General features: G+C 61.8%; 15 protein-coding genes. 5 read left to right on the forward strand and 10 right to left on the reverse strand.

The window, feature by feature from the left end; genetic code table 11:
• Positions 1-245: 245 nt before the first annotated feature.
• A complete protein-coding gene (locus ACRQFC_RS04585) occupies positions 246-2,609 on the reverse strand; it encodes a glycogen/starch/alpha-glucan phosphorylase (RefSeq protein ID WP_284897234.1) in 2,364 nt (787 codons plus the stop codon).
• A gap of 284 nt (positions 2,610-2,893) precedes the next feature.
• Here ACRQFC_RS04585 and ACRQFC_RS04590 point away from each other — a divergent pair, with 284 nt between their 5' ends.
• The 4 genes from ACRQFC_RS04590 (at position 2,894) to ACRQFC_RS04605 (ending at position 7,671) form a co-directional block, all read left to right on the forward strand.
• Positions 2,894-4,177, forward strand: a complete 1,284-nt coding sequence (locus ACRQFC_RS04590) for an adenylosuccinate synthase (protein ID WP_284897232.1) — start codon at positions 2,894-2,896, stop codon at positions 4,175-4,177.
• Positions 4,178-4,588: 411 nt separating this feature from the next.
• Positions 4,589-5,539 (forward strand): phosphoribosylaminoimidazolesuccinocarboxamide synthase, encoded by a 951-nt coding sequence (locus ACRQFC_RS04595; protein WP_284897230.1) that lies wholly within the window; start codon positions 4,589-4,591, stop codon positions 5,537-5,539.
• Between the two features lie 209 nt (positions 5,540-5,748).
• On the forward strand, positions 5,749-7,098 hold the full coding sequence (gdhA, locus tag ACRQFC_RS04600) for an NADP-specific glutamate dehydrogenase (protein WP_284897228.1): 1,350 nt from the start codon (positions 5,749-5,751) through the stop codon (positions 7,096-7,098).
• 198 nt (positions 7,099-7,296) lie between these two features.
• Complete coding sequence (locus tag ACRQFC_RS04605; RefSeq protein ID WP_284897226.1) at positions 7,297-7,671, forward strand: sterol carrier family protein; 375 nt, start codon at positions 7,297-7,299, stop codon at positions 7,669-7,671.
• A 502-nt stretch (positions 7,672-8,173) separates the two neighbouring features.
• Here ACRQFC_RS04605 and ACRQFC_RS04610 read toward each other — a convergent pair.
• The 5 genes from ACRQFC_RS04610 to ACRQFC_RS04630 form a co-directional block, all read right to left on the reverse strand.
• A complete protein-coding gene (locus tag ACRQFC_RS04610) occupies positions 8,174-8,449 on the reverse strand; it encodes a DUF3073 domain-containing protein (protein WP_236624486.1) in 276 nt (91 codons plus the stop codon).
• Between the two features lie 172 nt (positions 8,450-8,621).
• Entirely contained in the window at positions 8,622-9,437 is an 816-nt protein-coding gene (locus ACRQFC_RS04615; protein WP_435734645.1) for a DUF3618 domain-containing protein, read from the reverse strand.
• Positions 9,434-9,934, reverse strand: coding sequence for a phage holin family protein (locus ACRQFC_RS04620; protein ID WP_284890402.1), 501 nt, complete (start codon positions 9,932-9,934; stop codon positions 9,434-9,436). The genes ACRQFC_RS04615 and ACRQFC_RS04620 overlap by 4 nt, the downstream gene beginning before the upstream one ends.
• 174 nt (positions 9,935-10,108) lie before the next feature.
• Positions 10,109-10,849, reverse strand: coding sequence for a CBS domain-containing protein (locus ACRQFC_RS04625; RefSeq protein ID WP_087071110.1), 741 nt, complete (start codon positions 10,847-10,849; stop codon positions 10,109-10,111).
• Between the two features lie 121 nt (positions 10,850-10,970).
• Positions 10,971-12,404, reverse strand: coding sequence for a sodium/glutamate symporter (locus ACRQFC_RS04630; protein WP_284890401.1), 1,434 nt, complete (start codon positions 12,402-12,404; stop codon positions 10,971-10,973).
• Between the two features lie 400 nt (positions 12,405-12,804).
• Here ACRQFC_RS04630 and ACRQFC_RS04635 point away from each other — a divergent pair, with 400 nt between their 5' ends.
• Positions 12,805-13,743, forward strand: coding sequence for a sugar kinase (locus tag ACRQFC_RS04635; protein ID WP_284890400.1), 939 nt, complete (start codon positions 12,805-12,807; stop codon positions 13,741-13,743).
• On the opposite strand, the gene ACRQFC_RS04640 is transcribed toward ACRQFC_RS04635, so the two are convergent.
• The 4 genes from ACRQFC_RS04640 to ACRQFC_RS04655 all read right to left on the reverse strand — a co-directional run bounded on the left by ACRQFC_RS04640 (position 13,744) and on the right by ACRQFC_RS04655 (position 21,063).
• On the reverse strand, positions 13,744-15,960 hold the full coding sequence (locus ACRQFC_RS04640) for a hypothetical protein (protein ID WP_284900979.1): 2,217 nt from the start codon (positions 15,958-15,960) through the stop codon (positions 13,744-13,746).
• A complete protein-coding gene (locus tag ACRQFC_RS04645) occupies positions 15,893-16,591 on the reverse strand; it encodes an ABC transporter ATP-binding protein (protein WP_284897217.1) in 699 nt (232 codons plus the stop codon). Before ACRQFC_RS04645 ends, ACRQFC_RS04640 begins: the two co-directional genes overlap by 68 nt.
• A gap of 698 nt (positions 16,592-17,289) precedes the next feature.
• Positions 17,290-19,548: a CAP domain-containing protein gene (locus ACRQFC_RS04650; protein WP_284897215.1), complete on the reverse strand. Its 2,259-nt coding sequence runs from the start codon at positions 19,546-19,548 to the stop codon at positions 17,290-17,292.
• Positions 19,549-19,872: 324 nt separating this feature from the next.
• Complete coding sequence (locus ACRQFC_RS04655; protein ID WP_026428718.1) at positions 19,873-21,063, reverse strand: NAD-dependent formate dehydrogenase; 1,191 nt, start codon at positions 21,061-21,063, stop codon at positions 19,873-19,875.
• Positions 21,064-21,470: the final 407 nt, after the last annotated feature.

A 21,470-nucleotide genomic window follows, 5' to 3' on the forward strand; every position in this document is an offset into this window, starting at 1 on the left:
GCGCGGCGTCGTCGTTCTTAAAAATGAGAAGCCGCCCGCGCATGAACGTTCGCAGCGGGCAGGCCGGGCCGTGAAACAAAACAAAAAGCGGGCGGCGGGATGTGCAAGAATCACACACCCGCCGCCCGCTTAGTCTGCGTGCGCATTGCGTCGCCGCCCGCGGTTAGCGTAGCGTCGCGCAGCCGCCCGTTTGAGTCGCGTCGCGCGTCGCTTACGCAGCCGCGCAGCTACGCGCACAGCACGCGCTACTTAATCGGCGTCGCCTTCACGCCCCAGATATCGCGACCGTAATCCGCGATGGTGCGGTCAGAGGAGAAGCGGCCCGAGCGGCAGATATTGATCCACGCCTTGCGGCCCCACTCTTCCTGGTTGGCGTAATCCGCGGCCATGCGGTCGCGGGTAGCACGGTAATCAGCGAAATCGCCCAGCACGTAGTACACGTCCGGGGTCTCCCACGAGGACCCGTCCAGCAAGGAGCCGAGGAGGTCGTGGAATTCGCCGGTCCCGCCGTCGCTCACGGTGCCGTCCACCAGGGCGTCGAGCACCCGCTTGAGCCCGGGCACGGTCTCGTACTGTTCGCGCGGGTTGTAGTGCGCCCGCAATTCCGGCAGCTCCTCTTCGCGCGCCCCGAAAATGTAGGCATTTTCTTCGCCCACGGCGTCCACGATTTCCACGGTGGCGCCGTCCATGGTGCCCAGCGTCAGCGCGCCGTTCATCATGAACTTCATATTGCCGGTACCCGAAGCTTCCTTCCCGGCCAGGGAAATCTGCTCGGAAATATCGGTGGCCGGAATAATATGCTCGGCCGGGGACACGTTGTAGTTTTCCACGAAGAGCACGGTGATCTTGCCGCGGGTATCCGCATCATTATTCACCAGCTTCGCCACTTCGTTAATGAACTTGATAATCGCCTTGGCGCGCTTGTAGCCCGGCGCGGCCTTCGCTCCGAAAATGAAGACCCGCGGCGGGACCTCCATGCTGGGATTGTCCTTAATCCGGAAGTACAGATCGAGGATGTACAGCGCGTTCATGAGCTGGCGCTTGTATTCGTGCAGGCGCTTAATAATCGTGTCATAAATAGCGTCGGTGGGAATATCGATGCCGTCGCGGCGCTTAATCCAGCGCGCGAAATCACGCTTATTTTCCGCCTTGATCTCCATGAGGCGCCGGTAAATATCAGCATTCCCGCGTTCCTCAATGGTGGCCAGCTTATCCAGATCCGTCACCCAGGAATCATCCCCGAGCACCTCGGTCAGCAGCGCGGCCAGGCGCGGATTGCAATTATGCAGCCAGCGGCGCGGGGTCACGCCATTCGTCTTGTTGTTGAAGCGCTCGGGCCAGATGTCGTACCAGTCGTGGAGAGTATCCCGCTTGAGGATCTCACTGTGAATCGCGGCCACCCCGTTAATGGAGAAGGAGGCATAGCAGGCGATCCACGCCATATGGACCAGCCCGCCGGAGAGCGGCGCCATGTACTCAATCTTGCCCGGGTGGAAACCGGCCTCCGCCAGCTCCGCGCGGAAACGCCGATCCATTTCCGCCACAATGTCATAAATACGCGGGAAAAGCTTGGTGAAAATCGAAGTTTCCCAGGTCTCCAGCGCCTCGGCCAGCACCGTGTGGTTGGTGTAAGCGAAGGTCTGGGACACGATCTTCCAGGCATCCTCCCAGCCCAGGCCTTCCTCATCCATGAGCAGACGCATGAGCTCCGGAATGGCGAGCACCGGGTGGGTGTCATTGAGCTGAATCGAGTTGTATTCCCCGAAGGAACGAATATCCCCGTGCGCTTCCTTATGTTCGGCAATGAGGCACTGGAGGGAAGCCGAGCAGAAGAAGTACTGCTGGCGCACCCGCAGCACCTTGCCTTCGTAGGTGGTGTCATTCGGGTAGAGCACCCGGCACAGGTCATTCACGCGCTCGCGTTCCACGATCGCATCGGTGAAGCGCTGGGAATTGAAGGCATCGTAATCGAATTCTTCAAGGGGCTCCGCCTTCCACAGGCGCAGGGTATTGACATTCGCGGTGCCGTAGCCGGTGATCGGCATATCATAAGGAACCGCGCGCACATCCATATCCGCGAATTTCACGTGCTTGGATTCACTATCCCGGCGCACCACGAAAGGCGAACCGTTTTCCATCCACGGATCGGGTTCTTCCTTCTGGAAACCATCCACGAAGCTCTGCTTGAACAGGCCGTAGCGGTAGAGGATCCCGTAGCCGACCACGGGGAAATTGAGGGTAGCGCACGAATCCATGAAACAGGCGGCCAAGCGCCCCAGCCCACCGTTACCGAGCGCGGCATCGGGTTCTTCATCGAGCACATCGGTGAGGTTGAGGCCGTAATCTTCCAGGGCCTTGCGGGCATCGTCCACCAGGCCAAGATTGACGAGATTATTCAGGAGTGCGCGCCCCATGAGGAATTCCGCGGAGAAGTAGCTGGCGCGCTGACCCTCCCGGTATTTCTTAGTGGTAGCTTCCCAGTTATCAGCCAGCCGGCTCATGGTGAGCTCGGACAGCCCCTCCCAGTAATCGCGCAGGGAGGATCCGGAGGTCGAGACACCGGATACCGAACGGGTAAAGGCCCCGAGTGGTTGAGTCAGTTCAGACATTTTGCTCCTCGAAAATATTCGGGCACGTGCCTCCTCTACCTTAGCTGAGAAACTTTCTGAAAATGTGCAAAGATGCCCGCGGCGGGCTGTGGCGGTTATTATTGTGTGGTAAAGCGGGACGTTAGCCCGGGGCCTGAGGCTCAACGGGGCGCGGCCATACGGCGGTCGCCCGGTGACCTACGGTCGGTAGCCGGCTGTCCAACGGCGGCGGCACGGTAGCCGCACAGCGGCACGGGCGGCGGAGCTCTTTACACCTGTTTGATATAACGAGGAGATTAGATACTATGCCCGCGGTCATTATTCTCGGCGTCCAGTGGGGCGACGAAGGAAAAGGCAAGGCAACTGACCAGCTCGGCCAGCGTGCCGATTATGTTGTGAAATTTAACGGGGGTAATAATGCCGGCCACACGGTCAGCGTGGATGGCCAGAAATTCGCTCTCCACCTCCTCCCGTCCGGCATTCTCAATTCAGATTGCATCTCGGTGATTGGCAACGGCGTCGTCGTTGATCCCGAAGCGCTTTTCGCGGAAATGGCGGAGCTGGAATCGCGCGGCGTCTCCACGAAAAACCTCCGCATCGCCGGCAACGCGCACGTCATCACCTCGTACACAAAAATGTTCGACCGCCTCAACGAAGAAGTCCTCGGCGATGGCAAAATCGGCACCACCGGCCGCGGCATCGGCCCCACCTACGCGGATAAAGCCAATCGCGTGGGGATTCGCATCGTCGACCTCGTGCACCCGCGGCGCTTGCGCGGGCAGGTGGAGACCGCGGTGGCGCAGAAAAACTTGGTGTTGCGGGACCTGGGGCGTGAGGAGATTAACGTCGACGACGTGCTCACCGAGCTGCTCGCCTATGGGGAACGCCTCGCGCCTATGATGATTAGCGCTTCTCGCGAACTCAATCAGGCCCTCGATGAAGGCAAGACGGTTGTTTTTGAAGGCGGGCAATCCACCCTCCTGGACATCGACCACGGCAACTACCCCTATGTGACCTCCTCGAATGCCACGGCCGGCGGGGCGGTGACCGGCAGCGGGGTGGGTCCCACTCGTATCGACCGGGTGGTGGGTATCGTCAAGGCCTACGCCACCCGCGTGGGCGAAGGGCCATTCCCCACCGAGCTGCACGGGGAGAAGGGCGATTGGCTGCGCGAAGCGGGTGGCGAATACGGGGTCACCACCGGGCGCCCGCGCCGTTGCGGCTGGTACGACGCCCCGGTCACCCGCTACGCGGTGCGGGTCAATGGCCTGACCGACCTGGTCCTCACCAAGCTGGATGTGCTTACCGGCGTGGAGCAGATCCCGGTATGCGTGGGCTATGAGATCGACGGCCAGCGCGTGCACGAATTTCCCATTGATACCTGGGATTTCGCCAATGCCAAGCCCATTTACGAGTACCACCCGGGTTGGACGGAGGACATCTCCACGGTGCGCGACTTCGCGGACCTGCCCGCCAACGCCCAAAGCTACGTGCGCTGGCTGGAGGAGATGGCCGGCTGCCGCTTCTCGCTGATCGGGGTGGGGCCGGATCGCGAGCAAACCATCGTGCTCCACGATCTGCTTGGCTGAGTTGAGCGGCGCGGCGGCCGGGCGCGGGCGCGGTTGCGCGTGCGGCGTTACGTGGCGCGGCCCCGGCGTGGCGATTCGCGGCGGTGCCTCACGCTAGCGAAAGCGCCCGCGCGGCCGCGCCGCCAGCTGCCCGGCGGGCAGCTGCGCCGTCGCACTTTACCCCGTTTGACCTGCGCTAATGCGCGGTGCGTGACTTAGCTCCCAGGACAGGGGCTAAGAATTCCTTTACTATAAGGAAAAGAAGGTTGTGTGGGGAGGGTCACCCCCGGGCCGTGAGTTCGTTGTGAGCCCGCGGGCGTGCGGTTGCGAATAGCGCCGCGATACGCGGTACGGAACCGGCGGTGGCCCCTCGCGCAGCACCGGAGCGGGAACGCGAAGGAGCCTCCCGCGTGAAGAGATTGAGGGGCGGGAATGTCTACATACACCACAGGTAGCCTTGTCCCCATTCGGGGATGGCAACGCACCTATTCCGGGAAGGTGCACGATTTGTACCGGCCCGTGCCCGGGGGCGCGATGGCCGGGATGGATACCTATCTCATTGTGGCCTCGGACCGCATCGCGGCATTCGACCACGTTGTTCCCACATTCATTCCGGATAAAGGCGAAATCCTCACCCGGATCGCCCGCTGGTGGTTCGACCGCACTGGGGACATCGCGGAAAGTCACTACCTACCGGGCGGCGTGCCGCGGGATATCGCCGCGCGCGGCATCCTGGTGCGGGCCCTGCGCATGCTCCCCTACGAAGTGCTGGTGCGCGGTTATCTAACCGCGGGTGCGGTGCGCTCACTCGAAACCCTCGGCACCCTCGATGCGATGCGGTACGACGGCGCCATTGAGCTCGGCGCCAAGCTGGAACTACCGTGGGTCGGAATCGCGGAAAAGCGCCGGCCCGGCTGCCCGGATATCCCCATCCCGTGGGATGAATTTATGCGGCGGGTGGGGGAGAGCACCGCGGAACGGGTGCGCGTGCTAGCCCTCAACCTCTACCGGCACGCCCACGCCATCGCGCTGGCCCGCGGGCTGGTGCTCGCGGATGCCAAACTGGAATTCGGCACGGATATGGACGCCGGCTCCAGCCGCCTCATCCTGGCCGACGAAGCCTTCACCCCGGATACCGCCCACTACTGGCTTTCCACCGACTATCGCGCGGTGAAATCCGGGGAGGTGCCGCCCAGCTCGGAGGCGCTGCGCCCCTTCGATAAGGACGCCGCCCAGGTGTGGCTCATGTCCGCCCAATCCGGGTGGAATGCAGAGCAGGGCACCCAGCCGCCGGCCCTTCCCGCCGCCGTGGTGGCAGATATTCGCGACCGCTACCTGCGGGTATGCGAAATGCTCACCGGGGAGCGCTGGCCCGGGCACTAAGCGCGGTGGCGTAGTGGCGCGGGCGCGCGCCGCGACTGCTTCGCGTGCCGCACTCACTTCACGCGCCGGGGTGGCGGCTGCCCGGTGGCGTCGTCGTCGTTCTGCACGAACCCCGCACGTACCGCACCTCAATGTGACGTGCACCGCGGAGTGGTGTTCGAGCTTCGAAATCATACCGCGAAAGCACCCGGACGTTTTACCATTTTGATATGCATTACGCGAATAAAGTTTACGATCAGGTCGTCGCCGCCAATCCGGGCGAACCCGAATTCCATCAGGCCGTGCGCGAAGTTTTCGATTCCATCGCCCCGGTCCTCGCGGCTCACCCCGAGTACGCCGACCAAGCCATCCTGGAACGGCTGGTTGAACCCGAACGCATCATCGCCTTCCGCGTGCCGTGGGTCGATGACGCCGGCAAAATTCGCGTCAACAAAGGCTACCGGGTGCAATTCAACTCCGCGCTCGGGCCCTACAAAGGCGGCCTGCGCTTCCACCCGACCGTCTACCTGGGCATGCTCAAATTCCTCGGCTTCGAGCAAATCTTCAAGAACGCGCTGACCCGCCAGCACATCGGCGGCGCCAAAGGCGGCGCGAATTTCGACCCCAAAGGTAAAAGCGATAACGAAGTGATGCGCTTCTGCCAGTCCTTCATGACCGAATTGCAACGCCACATCGGCCCCGATATCGACGTCCCCGCCGGCGACATCGGCGTGGGCGGGCGCGAAATCGGCTACCTGTTCGGCCAGTACCGCCGCATCCGCGATACTTTCGACGCCGGCGTGCTCACCGGCAAGGGCCTCGGCTTCGGCGGCTCGCTCGCCCGCACCGAAGCCACCGGTTACGGTGCGGTCTACTTCGCGGACGCCATGCTCGCCGCGCGCGGGGAAAGTTTGGACGGGCGCACCGCGATCGTCTCCGGTTCCGGGAACGTCGCGCTGTACGCGATCGCGAAGGCGCAGCAGATGGGCGCGCGCGTGGTCACGGCCTCGGATTCTTCCGGGATGGTTTACGACGACGCCGGCATCGACGTCGAGCTGCTTCGCCATATTAAGGAAGATCTGCGCGGGCGGGTCTCCGATTACGCGGCGCAGCGCCCCAGCGCGCGCTACCAGGCCGGGGCGAAGGTGTGGAACCTGGCTGAACTGGGGATTCGCGCGGATATCGCTTTCCCGTGCGCCACTCAGAACGAGCTCAACGAGGCCGATGCGCGCCAGCTTCTCAACGGGGGAGTGCGCGCGGTGGTGGAAGGCGCGAATATGCCTACCACCCTGGAAGCCACCCACCTGCTCCAGGAAAACGGGGTGCTTTTTGCCCCCGGCAAGGCCGCGAACGCCGGCGGGGTGGCCACCTCCGCGCTGGAAATGCAGCAGAATTCCGCGCGGCAAAGCTGGAGCTTCGAGAAGGTGGATGCCAAACTGCACGACATCATGCGCGATATCCACGACACCTCCCTGGATGCCGCCGCCCGCTACGGCCACGAAGGTAACTACGTGGTGGGCGCCAATGCCGCGGGCTTCGAGATGGTCGCGGAAGCGATGATCGCCCAGGGTGTGATCTAGGGGCGGCGTGCGCCCGGCGGATTGCCTACTTCGCCGGGCAGGCGCGCTCGCGGTCTCTCCCCGGCGCCGCGTCGCTCCCGCGCGGCTGCGTATATGTGCCGCGCGCCGGATGCGCCTACTTCGCCGGGCGGGCGCGCTCGCGGTGGCGCCGTCGTACCTTAGGTGCCGTTGCCATCCAATGCGTCGTAGAGTGGATCCGTGACACGAAAAATCGATAGCGCGGACGCGCTGCCCCTCCTCGCCCGCTTTCGCGCAGGTGAGGACCTCAGCGCGAGTGAGTCGCGCACGGCGGTGCGGTTCCTTCTCGAGGAGCTTGCGGCGCGGCATCCCGGGCACGCGGTGGAAATCCGAGTTCCGTATGTTGGCGCGGTGCAGGCGGTTGCCGGGGTGCGCCACCGCCGCGGTACCCCGCCGAATGTGGTCGAATGCGATGCGGGCACGTTCCTGGGGTTGTGCGTGGGTGCTCTGAACTGGGATGATGCCGTGGCTTCCGGGCGGGTGGACGCCTCCGGAACCCGCGCGAACCTCTCCGAGTTTCTCCCCCTGGTGCATGTGGCCGGCGCGGATCACTGAGCTGAGGGTGTGGAGCGCTGATCGCGGGAATCCCATAACTCACACAAGTCTCTGGAGCCTCAATAGTCACACACGTCCTGGCGGGGTGGCACGTGTTTTCCGAGCTGTAGTGCAGATGTCGTACACGCGAAGTGCACCTCGGAAAAACACACCCGCCTCGGGCGGGGCGGGGTCGGTGGAATGGGCCATTTTCAAGATTCAGGGCTGCAAAAGGTGCATTTCGGACCGTCGCTAACACAGAATGTACGCCACGGACATTAAATCGCGGAAAAACTGTCACCCATGTACATTCTGTTATCCGGCCCGGCCTCTCGCCTCCTCGAAGTGTGCATTCCAGACAACGCATCCCGCGTAGTGGGCGTAAGAGACACGAAATCGCCCAGAGGCGGTGCTCTTATAGACACTTCGTTTCCGGGGCTGGCTCAGAAACAATGGCCTATAGGCCAAACAATTGTGCCGGCAGCCCTGGGGCCGCCGGCACGTTCGTTACAGGAATGAGTACCTATTTGGTGGCTGGTGGAATATTGTTCGGATCGTAATCATCCGCCCAGTCATCGTCATTGTCATCTGACTCGTCGTAATCTGCGTAGTCGGCGTAACGAGCATACGGATCATCCGAGGAATCGTAGTGGGATTCCTGGCGCTCATCACGATTAATACCCAGCTCACGCTCGAGAGCGGCGTAATCAGTATCCGGTGTAAAGTACTTGAGATTCCGGGCTACCTTACGCTGCTTAGCCTTCTGACGGCCGCGCCCCATGAGCTCGACCCCCTTCATCTCATCTGGGCTCATCTGGCCCGGTTTACTATTTCGTGACCTATATTAGCCGCTATGGCCTATATATGGCTATGTGACATACGCGGAAAGAGTACGGCGCTCCTCACCTTTCCCAGGTAGATGGCCTGTAAAGCGGCCACGAACCCAGCGACAGGTGTCGCGCGCCACGCGGTTACTTGCGCCGGCGCCCGCGCCCGAAGAGGGCGCTGCCCAGCAGTGTGACCGCACCCAGGGCGGCAACGCTAAGGCCAGCCACCACGGCGAGCCCGGTTTGTTCCCCGCGCCGAGCATCGTCAATAACGTCCTGGGCTACCTGCGCGGCCGAGGGAATCCCGGCAAAGGAATGACCGGCGGAACAGTGGCCTGAGCACCCGTGGCCGGTGGCGTCGTCGTCGTAATGATGCGCGCCGCCGCACGTACCGCCACCGCACGCGCCACCGCACTCACAGGCGTGGTCGCCGAAATCGTGGTCGCCGTAACCGTGCTCGTCGCCGCCACAACCGCAACCACCACCGCACGCGGCGCCTTCAGCAACCGCCTCAACGTCGGCATCTGCACAACCGCAGCCACACGGCTCGCCGAAATCGGCACCGTCAGCACCAGCCCCGTCAGCACCTCCGCCTAGGCCCGCGCCCGCGAGGTGTTCCTTCGCGGAATCGGCCAGGTCGTTCACCTTCGCCTTCGCGGTATGCGCGAAATCCGAGGCTTTCGCGGAGGCTTTGGCGGAGGCGTCCGCCGCGGTGCTCTTCGCACTATCCGCGAAAGCTGAAGCCTTATCCTTCGCCGCCTCGGCAAAAGCGGAGGCCTTGTCCTTGAGCGTGGCCGTGGTGGTGGCCACCTTGTCCTTCGCGGCGTCGGTCGCGTTCTTGATATTTGTGCGCGGATCCAGGCGATCCACCAGCTCATTGACGGTGGCGGTCAGTTCCGCGCGGGTGCGCTCGATATCGCGCTGGATGTCCTCAGGTTTACGGTTATCGGAAGCGCTCACTTCGACAGGCCTTTCTTCACGGCGTCGACGTCCTTGCTCAGGCCGCCAACAAGATTAGTTGGATACTTTCCGGATTTCTTGAGTTTGCGCAGCCCCAGCAGCGCGAGCACCGCAATAATAAGGAGCAGAATTCCGGCAACCGTCAGGTAGCCGGCCCACCAGCGCCCGCCGAACACAACCGTAAAGAAGGCCGCCGCCGCGTGCAGCAGGAACCCGAGCATGAACAGGGCCAGCACCCCGGCCACCGCGAGGAGCACCCCGCCCATCCCGAGGTTGAGGACCTTGTGCTTGAGACTGGCCTGGGTGTACTGAATTTCGTCGCGGACCAGGGTGGAGAATTGCGCCGTGGCGGAGGAAAACAATTCGCCCACGGTCCGGCGGTTCGGTTCGCGCGCCGCGGCTGCCCGCGCTTCTTCCGAGGAGGACGCCACGTAGCCGGAGCCCGGAAGCGGCCCGGTGGTGCTTGCCCGTGCGTTCTCAACATCTTTTTGCGCCATCACATCCCCTTTGCGTCAGCCAATAACGTGGCGATAGATACATTCTAGTGTGCCGTAGAAAGCTTTAAATAGAAACGGGAGAGCGGAAATTTCTTCATGAGCGAGGGCGCAGCGGTTTCGCGCCGCCGCACCACAGAATAGTACGACGCCGCCGCAGCCTCTCGCCCCGCCCGCTTACCTTGCGATGGCGATGTCCCTGAAAATCCGCCCCACATCCGCGCGGGCCACCAGCCCGATAAGCACCCCGGTGGCATCCCCGGTGCGAGTGATGAGCACTGCGGGATGGCCGCGGTCGGTCAGAGCTGTACATACTGCCATGGCCCTATCAGAAGGTTTGGCGTAGAGGGGAGCGTCGTGCGTGCCGCTGTGGGCGAGGATATCCCCGGCCGGAACGTCGGCCAGCTGGGATTCTTTCCCGGCAGTCACCATTCCGGACACCCAGCGGGCCACCATATTGGTGGTGAGCAGCCCGATAATCGTGGAGCCATCCACTACCGGAAGCTGGGCGTAGCCGTGCGCGTCGAGAATAGCGGCGACGGTAGCGAAAGTATCCACGGGAGAGACGGTCGCGACGTCGTGAATCATGAAGTTTTGGATCTGCGGTTCGTTGCGCACCTGGAAAAGTAGCCGCTCGGCGGCTTCGACCAGGTCCGCGCGCGGGGTGGCAATGGGTTGGCCGTTCTTGTAGTTGTTATGCGCGATGGTATTGCGCAGATTGCGCAGTACCTCGCCCAGGTTGTTATTGCGAACGACGGCGGGAACCCGCTTTTCGTACGCCTTCGCCCAGGCATCCCCGAAACCACGCGAATCCAGGCCGGTGGCATGATCGAGCTCAGCCCGGAGGTCTTCCACGGCGGAGAGGAAACGCTGGGTGAGAGAGTTCGCGGTCGGGGAGGTGGCAGCGTCGTCGTTCATGCCACCATGGTAGCGAAGCGGGCCGCGTTGCACGGATTGGAGTGGGTGGGCGAACCGTGCAACCGTGCAACCGTGCAACCGCACGCGAACCCCAGGCGAACCGCACGCGAGCCGAAACGCGCTACCCGGTAAACCCGGTACCCAGGGTGCCCACCGGACCGGGCTCGCCGTGGGTATTCGCGTGCCCGGAGCGCACCACCCACCAGCCGCCGAGCAACCCGAGCACCGCGATGGCACCCCAGACGCCCACCACGGCCCAGCCCATCCCGGCCAGCGCCATAACCGGCACGAAGGACACCGCGGAAATCTCCACCGGAACCACCGGCAGATAGGCGTAACCGAATTGCTCAATGGTGCCCGATTCCAGCTTGGGATCCACAATGCGCAGCAGCGCCAGGCCGGTGGAAACCGAGCCGGTCGCCCACCCCCAGGTGAAGAGCTGACGTTCGAACCATCCCTCGCCCATAAGCCGCGGAGCCACCACCAGGCCCAAAAACGTGCACAAAATAAGACCGAAGAGGAACAGTAACCCGAGGGCCAGCAGGTGGTCGGAAACAAATTCCGGCTGAATCGAAGCAATACCGCACACAATCAGAATGTCTGTGCACAGCCCGGAAACCGAGCGCAGCGTGCCCGCATCGAGCAGGTGGGAGGCCCCCACCCCGTTCATCACAATCCGCACCACGATCCCCACCAGGAAAGCGATGGCGAAAAGCGGGAAGGAAATACCGGGGAACAGGTGCTTGAGGAGCTGACCAATGCCGTAGCCGGCCACCGCCACCAGGCTCACAATCCCCACCTCGAAGGAGAGCGTCTCAATCGAACCGCCGGAGAAGGTGTGGTAGCCCAGGGCCGGACGGCGCTTATTGGCGTCGAGCACCCCGGTGAGGAGCTCATCGGGCAGGGAATCCATGCCGCGGAAAGCCTTGGCCTGCCCGCGCCGCGCCCCGAATTTCGCGAGGATAATCCCGCCGACCACCCCGACCAGCAACCCCACCGTGGCCGAGGTGAAAGCCAGCGAGGCCACTTCCGGCTGCCCATTTTCCGCGTAAATATTGCCCACGGCCGCCGCGGTACCAAAACCGCCCGCCCAGCCGGTGAACAGCATAATGCCCAGCACATCCGGCGAACCGAGCACCGGGGTGAGGAACAGCAGCGCGAACGCCATACCGAGCGCCACCTGCGCCCCGTACATAAGCACCCCGTAGGATGCGAAACCGCCCACCGCTTTATTGACTTTGCGAATATCGAAATCATCGGTGAGGGCCATGCAGGCAAACACAATAACAATAAGAATCGAGGCATACGTGCCCATATGCTCGGAGAACGGAATCCCGGTCACCTGCCACGACCCGATATGCCAGCCGCGGCTTTCCGCTACCGCCCCCAGCACATTCGGACCGAGCACCAGCCCCAGCGCACCGGCAATCACCGAGGCGGGAACCAGCATATTCTGCAGCCACTTCACCCGGGCGCGCAGAAACACCCCAATGGCGAGCAGCAGACCAATCATTCCGGCATCGACCAGCATGGTCCACGGCGTATATGCGTTCATCGTCCCTCCTACGGTTGCGATAGGTGCGCTTGGCGCGATGCGCGGGCGCTCGCGGTCTGCGATCTGCCCGGGCCCGCGCGATTCACGCGAAGCTTGCGGGAAGGGTGCGTGGAACCCACTCCCATTAGTAAAGATACAGTAAAACTACGGCGATGTTTTAGTTAGGTGCGGTGCTGAGGGCTGCGATGTGCCGAGATTCACGCGCGCGCTCGCGGCCCGTTCACGTCCCCGTGCGGCCCGGTCGCCGCGCTTTTCCTTTTCTTAACGACGACGCCGGGCCTCTTCTCCCGCGCGGACTTCCCCTCGATATGATGGCTATGGTGACCGCCACGCGCGCGACCCCGGCACTCAAGGCCGGGGCGGCGGGGCGCGGGCGGCGTCGTCATCAAGGAGGAAAAATATGACGGATCTGGTGACTTTCGGCGAATCGATGGGGGCTCTGACCTTTACGGAATCCCCGCAGATCGGGGCGCGGCCGCGCGCGTCCTTCGGCGGCGCGGAAACGAATGTGGCCATCGGGATGGCGCGGTTGGGGCATTCCACCGCGTGGGTCGGGAGCGTCGGCAAGGACCTATTTGGTTACATGATTATGCGGACCCTGCGCGGCGAGGGCGTGCGCTGGGATCACGCTCGCCAGATCACCACCGCGCCCACCGGGGTGCTGGTCTCGCGCCACGCCGGGCTGGGCACGTTCGCGGTGGATTACCATCGTAAGTTTTCCGCGGGGCGCCTCATTACCCCTGATCAGATCCGCGCCATGTTTGAGCTGGAGCCAAAAATCGTGCACCTGACGGGCATCACCCCGGCGCTCGGGGAGGAAGCGCGCGCCGCCACGATGCTCGCCGTGGAGCTGGCCGGGGAGCGCGGGGTGCCGGTGTCGTTCGACGTCAATTTCCGCTCGCGCCTGTGGGATGCGACGGAGGCAGCGCCGGTGCTCGCGCAAATCGCGCGCGGGGCTCATGTGGTCTTCGGCGGTACGGAGGAACTGGAGCTGCTCACCGGCGAATCCGAGGTGGCCGCGGCGACTCAGCGCCTGCTGGACTGGGGCGTTTCGGAAGTGGTGTGGAAAGATTCGACGACGGCGCGCGTGACCACCCCCACCGAGTCGGTAGAACGACCCGGGCGGCGGGTGACCGTTGTGGATACCATCGGGGCTGGTGACGCCTTCGTGGCCGGTTATCTTTCCGGGTGGCTCGAGGGGCTGTCCTTCGCGGAGCGCCTGGACCGCGGGCACCTCCTGGGGGCCTTCGCTGTGGGCACCATCGGCGATTGGGAAGGCGGGCCCACCCGCGAAGAACTCACCATCGCGGAGATCTCCGGCGGCGAAGTGGCGCGCTAGCTAAAGCTCGCCTTGGCTCCGGCCGGGAATCCAGGCGTCCGCGGTATTCGCGGACGCCTTAGCCACATAGTGACCGATTACCCACGCGCATAGCACCACGCATGCCGCGCTTGCCAGGAGTGCCGGCCAGGGGATAGTTACGCCGAAAAGCGGGTCGATGTGGATGTAGCCAAAAACGTAGGTCATGGGGAAGGAGAGCGCGATGGCAATCCACACCGGAACCATGAATCTGGACATTGTGAGTCTGCGGGTGGCCGAGCGGGGAACATTGCTTATGGCAAGCGGGCCGCATTCCTCTGGCTTCAGCCGCGCTTGAGAAGCTGTCCAGATAAGAGTCGCTAAAGTGAGGAGAATGCATCCTCCCACCGTTGCGAATGTCAGCCAGTGCCCCTGGTGGATGAGACGTTGCGATCCGATCACCGAGGAAGAAGCGGGAGTATCAAACCTGTAGAAAGGTGCAACGCTCCGGCCGAGCTCGATGACCTGTTTTGCGTCAAAACGGTGGATTCCGTCCGAATAAAGAGCCAAGCGGCTTTCCGGATGGGCTTCCGTGAGGGAGGTGTAATACACTCGCTCCACCCGTAACAGGTTCGCGCGCTGTTCCAGAATTGATTCGGAAGGGGAAGAATTGCCGTTGAGTTCGTGAACGGTGCCGGCGGCAACTCCCAGTTTCTGAAGATTCTCATCTGTGGCGGAGACCGTCAGTTCACGATCACCGCTTTCTGCCCGATTCATATACATGAGAACCCAGGTGGATCCTGGGATCTGATCCAAACCCGTGCGGAAGTGCGCGAGGACGGCTGGCGCGTCGTCGTCACCTTCAAGAATATGTCCGAATTGAGCCTGGTATATCTCGATTCCCCGCGAATCGCGGCCCAGAGTCCCCTGCCACAACTGGAGTTGGGATACGAAGAATAAGGCAAAGGCGAGAATTGTTGCAGTTTTACCAGCCATGCGTGGCGCGCTGCGCAGGGCCGTTCCTACCAGGAGGAGTGCGCCGGCGTGGCGGCGTTTTCCGAGCGCGGCGGTGAGCCTGCCCGTGAGCGCCGAGATAAGCGTGATGGTTCCGGGGAGAACGATGCACGCCACAATTGTGCATGCCGCGTAGATGATCGTTGTTAGCTCAATGATGGGAATATCGGATAGGAGTGAAACGAGGGGGATTAATCCGCATAGGATCGTGAGGAAAACCAGGGCGCACACATAGTGGTACCAGCGCAGCTCCGAGCCGCGGCGGGCTGTTCTTGATGTTTTATTCAGATGTGTAGCGATGGCGCTCACGGTCAGGAATGCGGCGCAAACCAGCCCGAGCGTCGCGAGGAGAAGAAGCACAACTAACGCGGATCTGTAATCGGAGGGTGTGGTGACGAAGCCGGTGAACGGCAGGCGGATCGGCAACGTGCAGAAGAGAGCCAGGATAATGACCGCTCCCGCAACCCCGTAGAGCAGGCTGGGCATCACGTGGCGAAGAATCAGAGCGCGTAAATCACGATGGGGAAGCGCGAGGACTCGGAAAACTCGGGAAAGGTCTTTCCAGCGCTGGTGGTCGATACGAGCGGCGGTGAAAATACCCAGGGCTGCGGCAGGGATAAACATGAGTGCGAAAACGGCCTGCAACATCCACATATTCTGGTAATTGAGCATTTCGCTCACCGAGGCCAGATTGCCGCCGTAGGCCGAAATTGGAATGAACTTATCAAGCTGGGCTTGTTCGGGGGACGGGAAGACGTAGGCCAGTTTTTCAGTTGGCTGTGTCAAAAACTGCGGCGCAATGACGGCCATATTTTGGGTGGAAGAAGGTCCGCGCTCGCTACTGAGGGCTTCGTAAAGCTCGGGAGAAACCGCGGTTGATCCAGGTGCTGGCCACGAATCTAAGCCTGGCGGTGGGGGAGCGGCATCATTTGTGCGGATGTAGTAGTACACGCCATATTGTTCAGTTTCCAGAGAATCCCATCCGTAACTGAAAAGTGCGATGGTATCCGCGTCGGTCTGGGCGGGCACTCCCGCGGGGATGGGACTGCGCTGAGCGGCACCGTTATAACCTGCGCTAACCATACCGATGCTGGTTACTGCCAGAATAAAAGCGCTAACAAAAAACGCGAGGCAGAGGCGCCTCCAGGTGGGCATGCGAATAATTACGGAGAGCGGGTCACTCATGGCCATCACCGTTCCCGGAGGACTGAGAATCGCGGAGCCCTTGTTGAGTGAGGAACGCATGGGCATCGGCCTGGCGGGCCAGCTCGTGATCGTGAGTAACGAAAAGAATACCGAAGCCGTGGCGCCGCTGCTTCTCGAAGAGCAAGTCCGCAACGCGGTTTTTGGTGAGATCATCGAGGCTGCCGGTTGGTTCATCCGCAAGAATGAACTTCGGTTCGGTGATGAGTGCACGGGCCAAAGATGTGCGTTGCCGTTCCCCTCCGGAAAGCTGGGAAGCGGGGATGTAGATAGATTCGACTTCGAGTTCTTCTAATAATGTGCGGGCCCGGTCAATAGCGTATTTCCGCACTTCTTTATCCTCGGAAAAGAGGAGCGGAAGCGCGACGTTTTCCACTGCGCTCATGGGGCCGTAAAGTTCGGCATTTTGATAGACCACCCCAAAGAATTTCCGGCGGAACGCACGCTGTTTTTCTTTATCGCCGAATTCGATAGGTACGCCGTCAATCTCAACACTCCCGAATGCGAGAGGGAGAAAGCCCAGGATTCCGTTAAGCAGCGTAGTTTTGCCAATCCCGGTTTTCCCAAGGAGCGCGAGGCTTTCGCCGGAGGCTAGCGAGAAAGAAACTCCGCTGAATAGCTGGCGGTCTCCTACATGCATTGCGAGGTTAGCGACTGTGAGTTTGCTGCCCATGGGTGCTCCTTCTCTTATGCGGTGGGGGAATAACTATATGAGCTATTCCCCCACCTCGTGTGTTATCGGGTTACTTCCACTGGCCGCATTGCATGGGTGCTAATCCGGCACCGGATTGACAAGCTTGTACGGATGAGACCGTACCGCCCGCATTGCGGGTGACAACTGCTCCGTAACCGGAACGGTTGATAACCTGGCGGACGTTATCTCCATGCCCCATACGGGTGTAATTGCCAAGTACCCAGCGATCATCGGGCGCTTCGTCTTCAACATTAACGGTTTGCTCGTTGTTCGTCGTCCAGATGGAAGCCGAAACAACACCGTTGTCTTTGACAAAATATGCGGTTCGTGCGTTAGCCGCGGGTAGAAGGGCAACCGAGCACCCAAGAAGGGCAAGAGTTGCGGTAATGTTTTTTGTATCTCATTTTTAGCTCCTTCGCTATCAAGGTCTCATCGTTGAGACGTAAACAGTCTATAAAGAAGTGGAACTTGCAGTCAATAAGTTAATAAAATTGTTATCTTGAGTGAGTGTGCCGCCCGCGGTGAAGAAAACGTGGATATCGCTCTATGTTGCCCCGAACTGCGGGCGACGGCGCAAAATTTCCGCCCTCATCACAATGAAGCGATGAGGGCGGAAGAACCGGAAACGGGTTCCTACAAGGGAACGCTGTTACGGAGATATTCTTCAGGTGTGGAGCTTAGCGGCGGACGGCGGGGGTGTCGGTGCCGTTGCCGTCCCAATCGCCCACGAAGAGCTGGTCGGAGGTCCGCCCGTAGGTGAGGACCTGATCCGCTTCGCCGGCGGCCAACGAATTCTTCACGTAAACGGTATTGCCCCGGCGCACCGCCAGCGTATCTACGCCGTCGCCGTTAAAATCGCCCAAAATTGTGGCGTCACTGGCACGGCCGTAAGAAAAAACGGTATCCGCGGCGCCGCCTGCGATGGCGTTTTTGACATAGTACAGGTTGCCGCGGCGCACCGCGAACGTATCCTTGCCGTCCCCGTCGAAATCGCCGGTAAGGACGGTATCGCCCGCGCGCCCGTAGTGGACCACCCGGTCGGACTCCCCGCCGTGCAAGGAATTGAGGACGTAGAAAGTATTGCCCCGTCGGACCGCGAAGGTATCCTTACCGTCGCCATCGAAATCGCCCACCAGGATTTCGTCGCCGGCGCGGCCGTAGGCGAATTCCACATCGGCAGCTCCGCCATCCACGCTGTTTTTGACGTAGATCTTGTTGCCGCGGCGTACCGCGAAGGTATCCTTACCATCGCCGTCCCAATCACCGACGAGCACCTCATCGCCGGCCCGCCCGTAGGAAAATACGTTGGCGGCCTCACGTGAGGTCCAGTCATTGGAGACGTAGAAGACATTGCCGGTGGCGGGGTTGTTGGGAGCGGGCGCGTTCGTGCCGGGCGCACCGGGTGTAGGCGCTGGCTTCGGCGCCGGCGCGGGGGAGAGGCGATCTACATCGGCCTGGGCGCGCGCCACATCGGCCTCCGCGGCGGCGAGCCGCTCGCCGAATTCCCCGAGCTGCGCGGCGCGGGCGGCGGCACGATCCCGCTCGCTCTGAGCGGCGGTGAGCTGCTCGGCTAGTTTCTGGACAGCTTGCTTCGCGGCCTTCGCGCTCTCATACGCTTTGGTCGCGGCCGTGAGTTTGGCCTGCGCGGTATCGAGCGCGGCCTTGGCCTCGTCGTACTCTCGGGCAGCGGTCTCAAGTTGCGTTTTCGCGATTTGAGCCTCCAAGGATTCAGGATCGCCCTTGGTGGCGGCTTCGAGTTCGGCCGTGGCATCTGCCAGAGCCGTGCGAGCCACGGAGGAACCCTGGGCCATCTCATCCTTGAGGCCATTCATGTAACTCTGCAGCGCGGCAGAGTAGTCCGCAACCGTCTGCGGCTGCGAGTTATCCCCGTAAAGAGGCGTGTGATCGAAAGTATTCGCCTGGATATTAGGGGCGAAAGCTATCCCGGTTACGGTGTAATCGCGGTTCACAATATTAAGGTAATGCCCGATTTTTGCGGGATCCTTAATGCCCTGATCATGGAGTGCCTTTTCGTTGTGATACCAGAGCTTGAGGGAGAGCTCATCACCGGGGTAATTCGCGGAGGCAAGGTTTTCCGCCACGTTGAACGCCTTAATATGCGCCATTTTATTGGTGCGGGATTGCGCATTGACCTGAAGCTGGGCGACCGCCATGAGGTAGTCCGTGACCTTGAGGGGTTCAAGCCGGTGTGCGGCGCGCAGCTCGTTGATCTTCGTGATGAGGCTTAGGGTTGTCGCCATGGAATCCAGGTTCGTGGCATCATCGGCTGCGCCCGGATGAGTATAGGACGCCAGCGGCTTACCCTGGTAGTCCGTATTGGTGCGGAGAACATCGAGGGCTTTCTGGGCGCTGCGGGCTTCGTAAAACCCGAGGGCTCCCCAATCCCACTGCGCCTTCGCCGCGGCCTTGGATTCTTCGAGCTTGGCTCGGGCGGCATCCACTTTTTCCTGGGCGGCTTTGGCGGCTTCGGGATTGGGCGCAATGGCCTTATCGTAGGCGACCTGCGCGGCATCGCGGCGGGCCCGCGCGGACTCAGCATTCTTGGTGAGTTGGGGCATGACGGAAGCTGCGTCGTCGTACCCCTTCTTCGCGGAATCGAAACCGGAAGCTTTCGCGACCGCGGCATCATACGCCTGTTGTGCGGCCTCCATCTGCGCGTTTGCTCGCGCGTAGGCATGTGCGGCGCTCTGAATATCCGCGAGGCTCGCGCCGCTCGCTTTCATTTCCGCGAGGATGGCGTCCCGTGCGTTAATCGCGGCGGTGAGCCGGGCACGGGCCTCGGCGAGCTGGGTTGCGGCATTACTACCGGGCGCGATGTCGCTAGCGGCGGCGGGAGCGGGGCTGAGGACCGGCAGGGCCTGGGCGGCGAGCGGGACCAGCAGGGCCCCCGTCATGAGGAGTGCCGATGTGCGCATAAGAGTCTCTTTCTGTTTCGACCGTGAAAGTGAAAGGGATAATTCCCGGAGCGCAGGTTAGTGGCCGTTCCTGGGCGTACGCCGGACGCATAGTGGGAAGAAGCTGGCTTGCGTGAAAGGGCTAGGTCGCGTACGCGTGTGGTTCCCGCACACGGCACTGGCGCCGCGAGGTGCCCGCGCACGCCACCGCCGCGAAACATCCGCACAAGACACCGGCGCCGCGGAGCGAATCGGATTCCCGAGGGGGATCGCGGTTCGCCACGCGGCGCCGATGGAGAGTTCAGGACTTGCGAGAGCTAGAAATAGAGCGAGAACGCTCTACCTTTACTTACCGGTGGATCCGGGGCTGGCCTTACCGTCGGTGGTGTAGGACTTCGCGCCGGTTCCGGCGAGCGCCCCACCCTGGACGATAATGTAGGAATCGCGCAGCTGGCGGCCAGCGAAGAAATCTTCGAGGATTTCGCGGGTGCCGGCAGCGTAGCGAGTCTGTGCGGACAGCGAGGAACCGGAGGTGTGAGGGGTCATCGCGTTGCGCGGCATGGTGCGCCACGGGTGATCCTCGGCCGGGGGCTGCGGGTACCACACGTCCCCGCCGTAGCCGCCGAGCTGCCCGGATTCGAGGGCCTTGACAATGTCGTCGCGCACCACGATCTCCGCGCGGGCGGTATTCACAATGTAGGAACCGCGGCGCATCGAATTGATCATCTTCTCGTCCACCATATGGTAGGTATCCGAGGTGAGCGGGGAGTGGATGGACACCACGTCCACGCTACGCATGAGGTCCTCAACGGTCTCGTGGTAGGTGGCGCCGAGTTCCTTCTCCGTCTTCGGATCGAGGCGGTACAGATCGTAGTAGTGCAGGTTCACATCGAAGGGCTTCATGCGCTTGAGCAGGGCGCGGCCGATGCGGCCAGCGGCGATAACGCCAACGTCCATGCCTTCCAGGTCATAGGACCACTTGACGGCATCGGCGATGTTCCAGCCCTTTTCGTCGGTGACGATACGGTGGGCAGGAACGAAGTTGCGCACCAGGTTGAGGATGGTCATGGCCGCGTGTTCGGCCACCGAAATCGAGTTCGAGTAGGTGACCTCAGCAACCGTGATATTGCGCTTCATCGCTTCGGTGAGGTCCACGTGATCGGAGCCCACGCCGGCGGTGATGGCCAGCTTGAGGTTCTTGGCCTTCTCCAGGCGATCCTTGCCCAGGTAGGCGGGCCAGAACGGCTGGGAGATAACCACGTCTGCATCGGGGAGATGCTTCTCGAATTCCGAGTTCTCGCCTTCCTTATCGGAGGTGACGATGAGTTCGTGACCGTTATCCGCGGCCCACTTCTTCAGGCCCAGGGCGCCGGAGACGCACGCCACCATCTCGCCCGGGGTGAAATCGATGCCCGACGGCGTAGGAGTGCTGGAGCCGCCCGGGTAGCAATCAATCGTGGGAATGGAATCGCGAATGTACTTGGGCGGGAAGCCGTCCACGGGATCCGGGTACAGCACCATCAGAATTTTCGCCATTAAAAATCACCTCTTTTAGTAGTGAGTCGCCGGCCACTTCGCCGGCTCGGTTAGTACTTTAGTCCCAGGCCGGTAAGGTGTGTCAAGAGTCTCGCCAAAGTGTCTCTAAACTTCGCGATCTGTCGCAAAAATATCGCGGAATAGAGCCGTTTATGGAGTAGTTGAGGCGGTTGTAATCATCTTATTTATTGTTGTAAATGCACGGTCGGATGGCGGGGTGGTCGCTACTTTAGTCCTAGGTGCATGTTCGGTGGTGATTGTTGCGGAGCAGAGCGGGCGTTCGAATTGCTTTTGAGTGCGAAAGAAGGGTGGCCGGTGCGTGAACACCGGTCGCCCTTCTTTGCGTAGGTGGTGGAATGTAAGCGGTTGCGGCCTGCTAGGCGCGCTTCTTTCTGGTCTTTCTGGCG

It is taken from the genome of Actinotignum inguinis, from assembly GCF_051265835.1.
GTDB lineage: Bacteria > Actinomycetota > Actinomycetes > Actinomycetales > Actinomycetaceae > Actinotignum > Actinotignum timonense.

What these genes read in the sequence shown, in the direction of transcription:
- ACRQFC_RS04585 (WP_284897234.1), bottom strand. Translation starts at nt 2,609, where the DNA reads ATGTCTGAACTGACTCAACCACTCGGGGCCTTTACCCGTTCGGTATCC.
- ACRQFC_RS04590 (WP_284897232.1), top strand. Translation starts at nt 2,894, where the DNA reads ATGCCCGCGGTCATTATTCTCGGCGTCCAGTGGGGCGACGAAGGAAAA.
- ACRQFC_RS04595 (WP_284897230.1), top strand. Translation starts at nt 4,589, where the DNA reads ATGTCTACATACACCACAGGTAGCCTTGTCCCCATTCGGGGATGGCAA.
- gdhA (WP_284897228.1), top strand. Translation starts at nt 5,749, where the DNA reads ATGCATTACGCGAATAAAGTTTACGATCAGGTCGTCGCCGCCAATCCG.
- ACRQFC_RS04610 (WP_236624486.1), bottom strand. Translation starts at nt 8,449, where the DNA reads ATGAAGGGGGTCGAGCTCATGGGGCGCGGCCGTCAGAAGGCTAAGCAG.
- ACRQFC_RS04620 (WP_284890402.1), bottom strand. Translation starts at nt 9,934, where the DNA reads ATGGCGCAAAAAGATGTTGAGAACGCACGGGCAAGCACCACCGGGCCG.
- ACRQFC_RS04625 (WP_087071110.1), bottom strand. Translation starts at nt 10,849, where the DNA reads ATGAACGACGACGCTGCCACCTCCCCGACCGCGAACTCTCTCACCCAG.
- ACRQFC_RS04630 (WP_284890401.1), bottom strand. Translation starts at nt 12,404, where the DNA reads ATGAACGCATATACGCCGTGGACCATGCTGGTCGATGCCGGAATGATT.
- ACRQFC_RS04635 (WP_284890400.1), top strand. Translation starts at nt 12,805, where the DNA reads ATGACGGATCTGGTGACTTTCGGCGAATCGATGGGGGCTCTGACCTTT.
- ACRQFC_RS04640 (WP_284900979.1), bottom strand. Translation starts at nt 15,960, where the DNA reads ATGCGTTCCTCACTCAACAAGGGCTCCGCGATTCTCAGTCCTCCGGGA.
- ACRQFC_RS04645 (WP_284897217.1), bottom strand. Translation starts at nt 16,591, where the DNA reads ATGGGCAGCAAACTCACAGTCGCTAACCTCGCAATGCATGTAGGAGAC.
- ACRQFC_RS04650 (WP_284897215.1), bottom strand. Translation starts at nt 19,548, where the DNA reads ATGCGCACATCGGCACTCCTCATGACGGGGGCCCTGCTGGTCCCGCTC.
- ACRQFC_RS04655 (WP_026428718.1), bottom strand. Translation starts at nt 21,063, where the DNA reads ATGGCGAAAATTCTGATGGTGCTGTACCCGGATCCCGTGGACGGCTTC.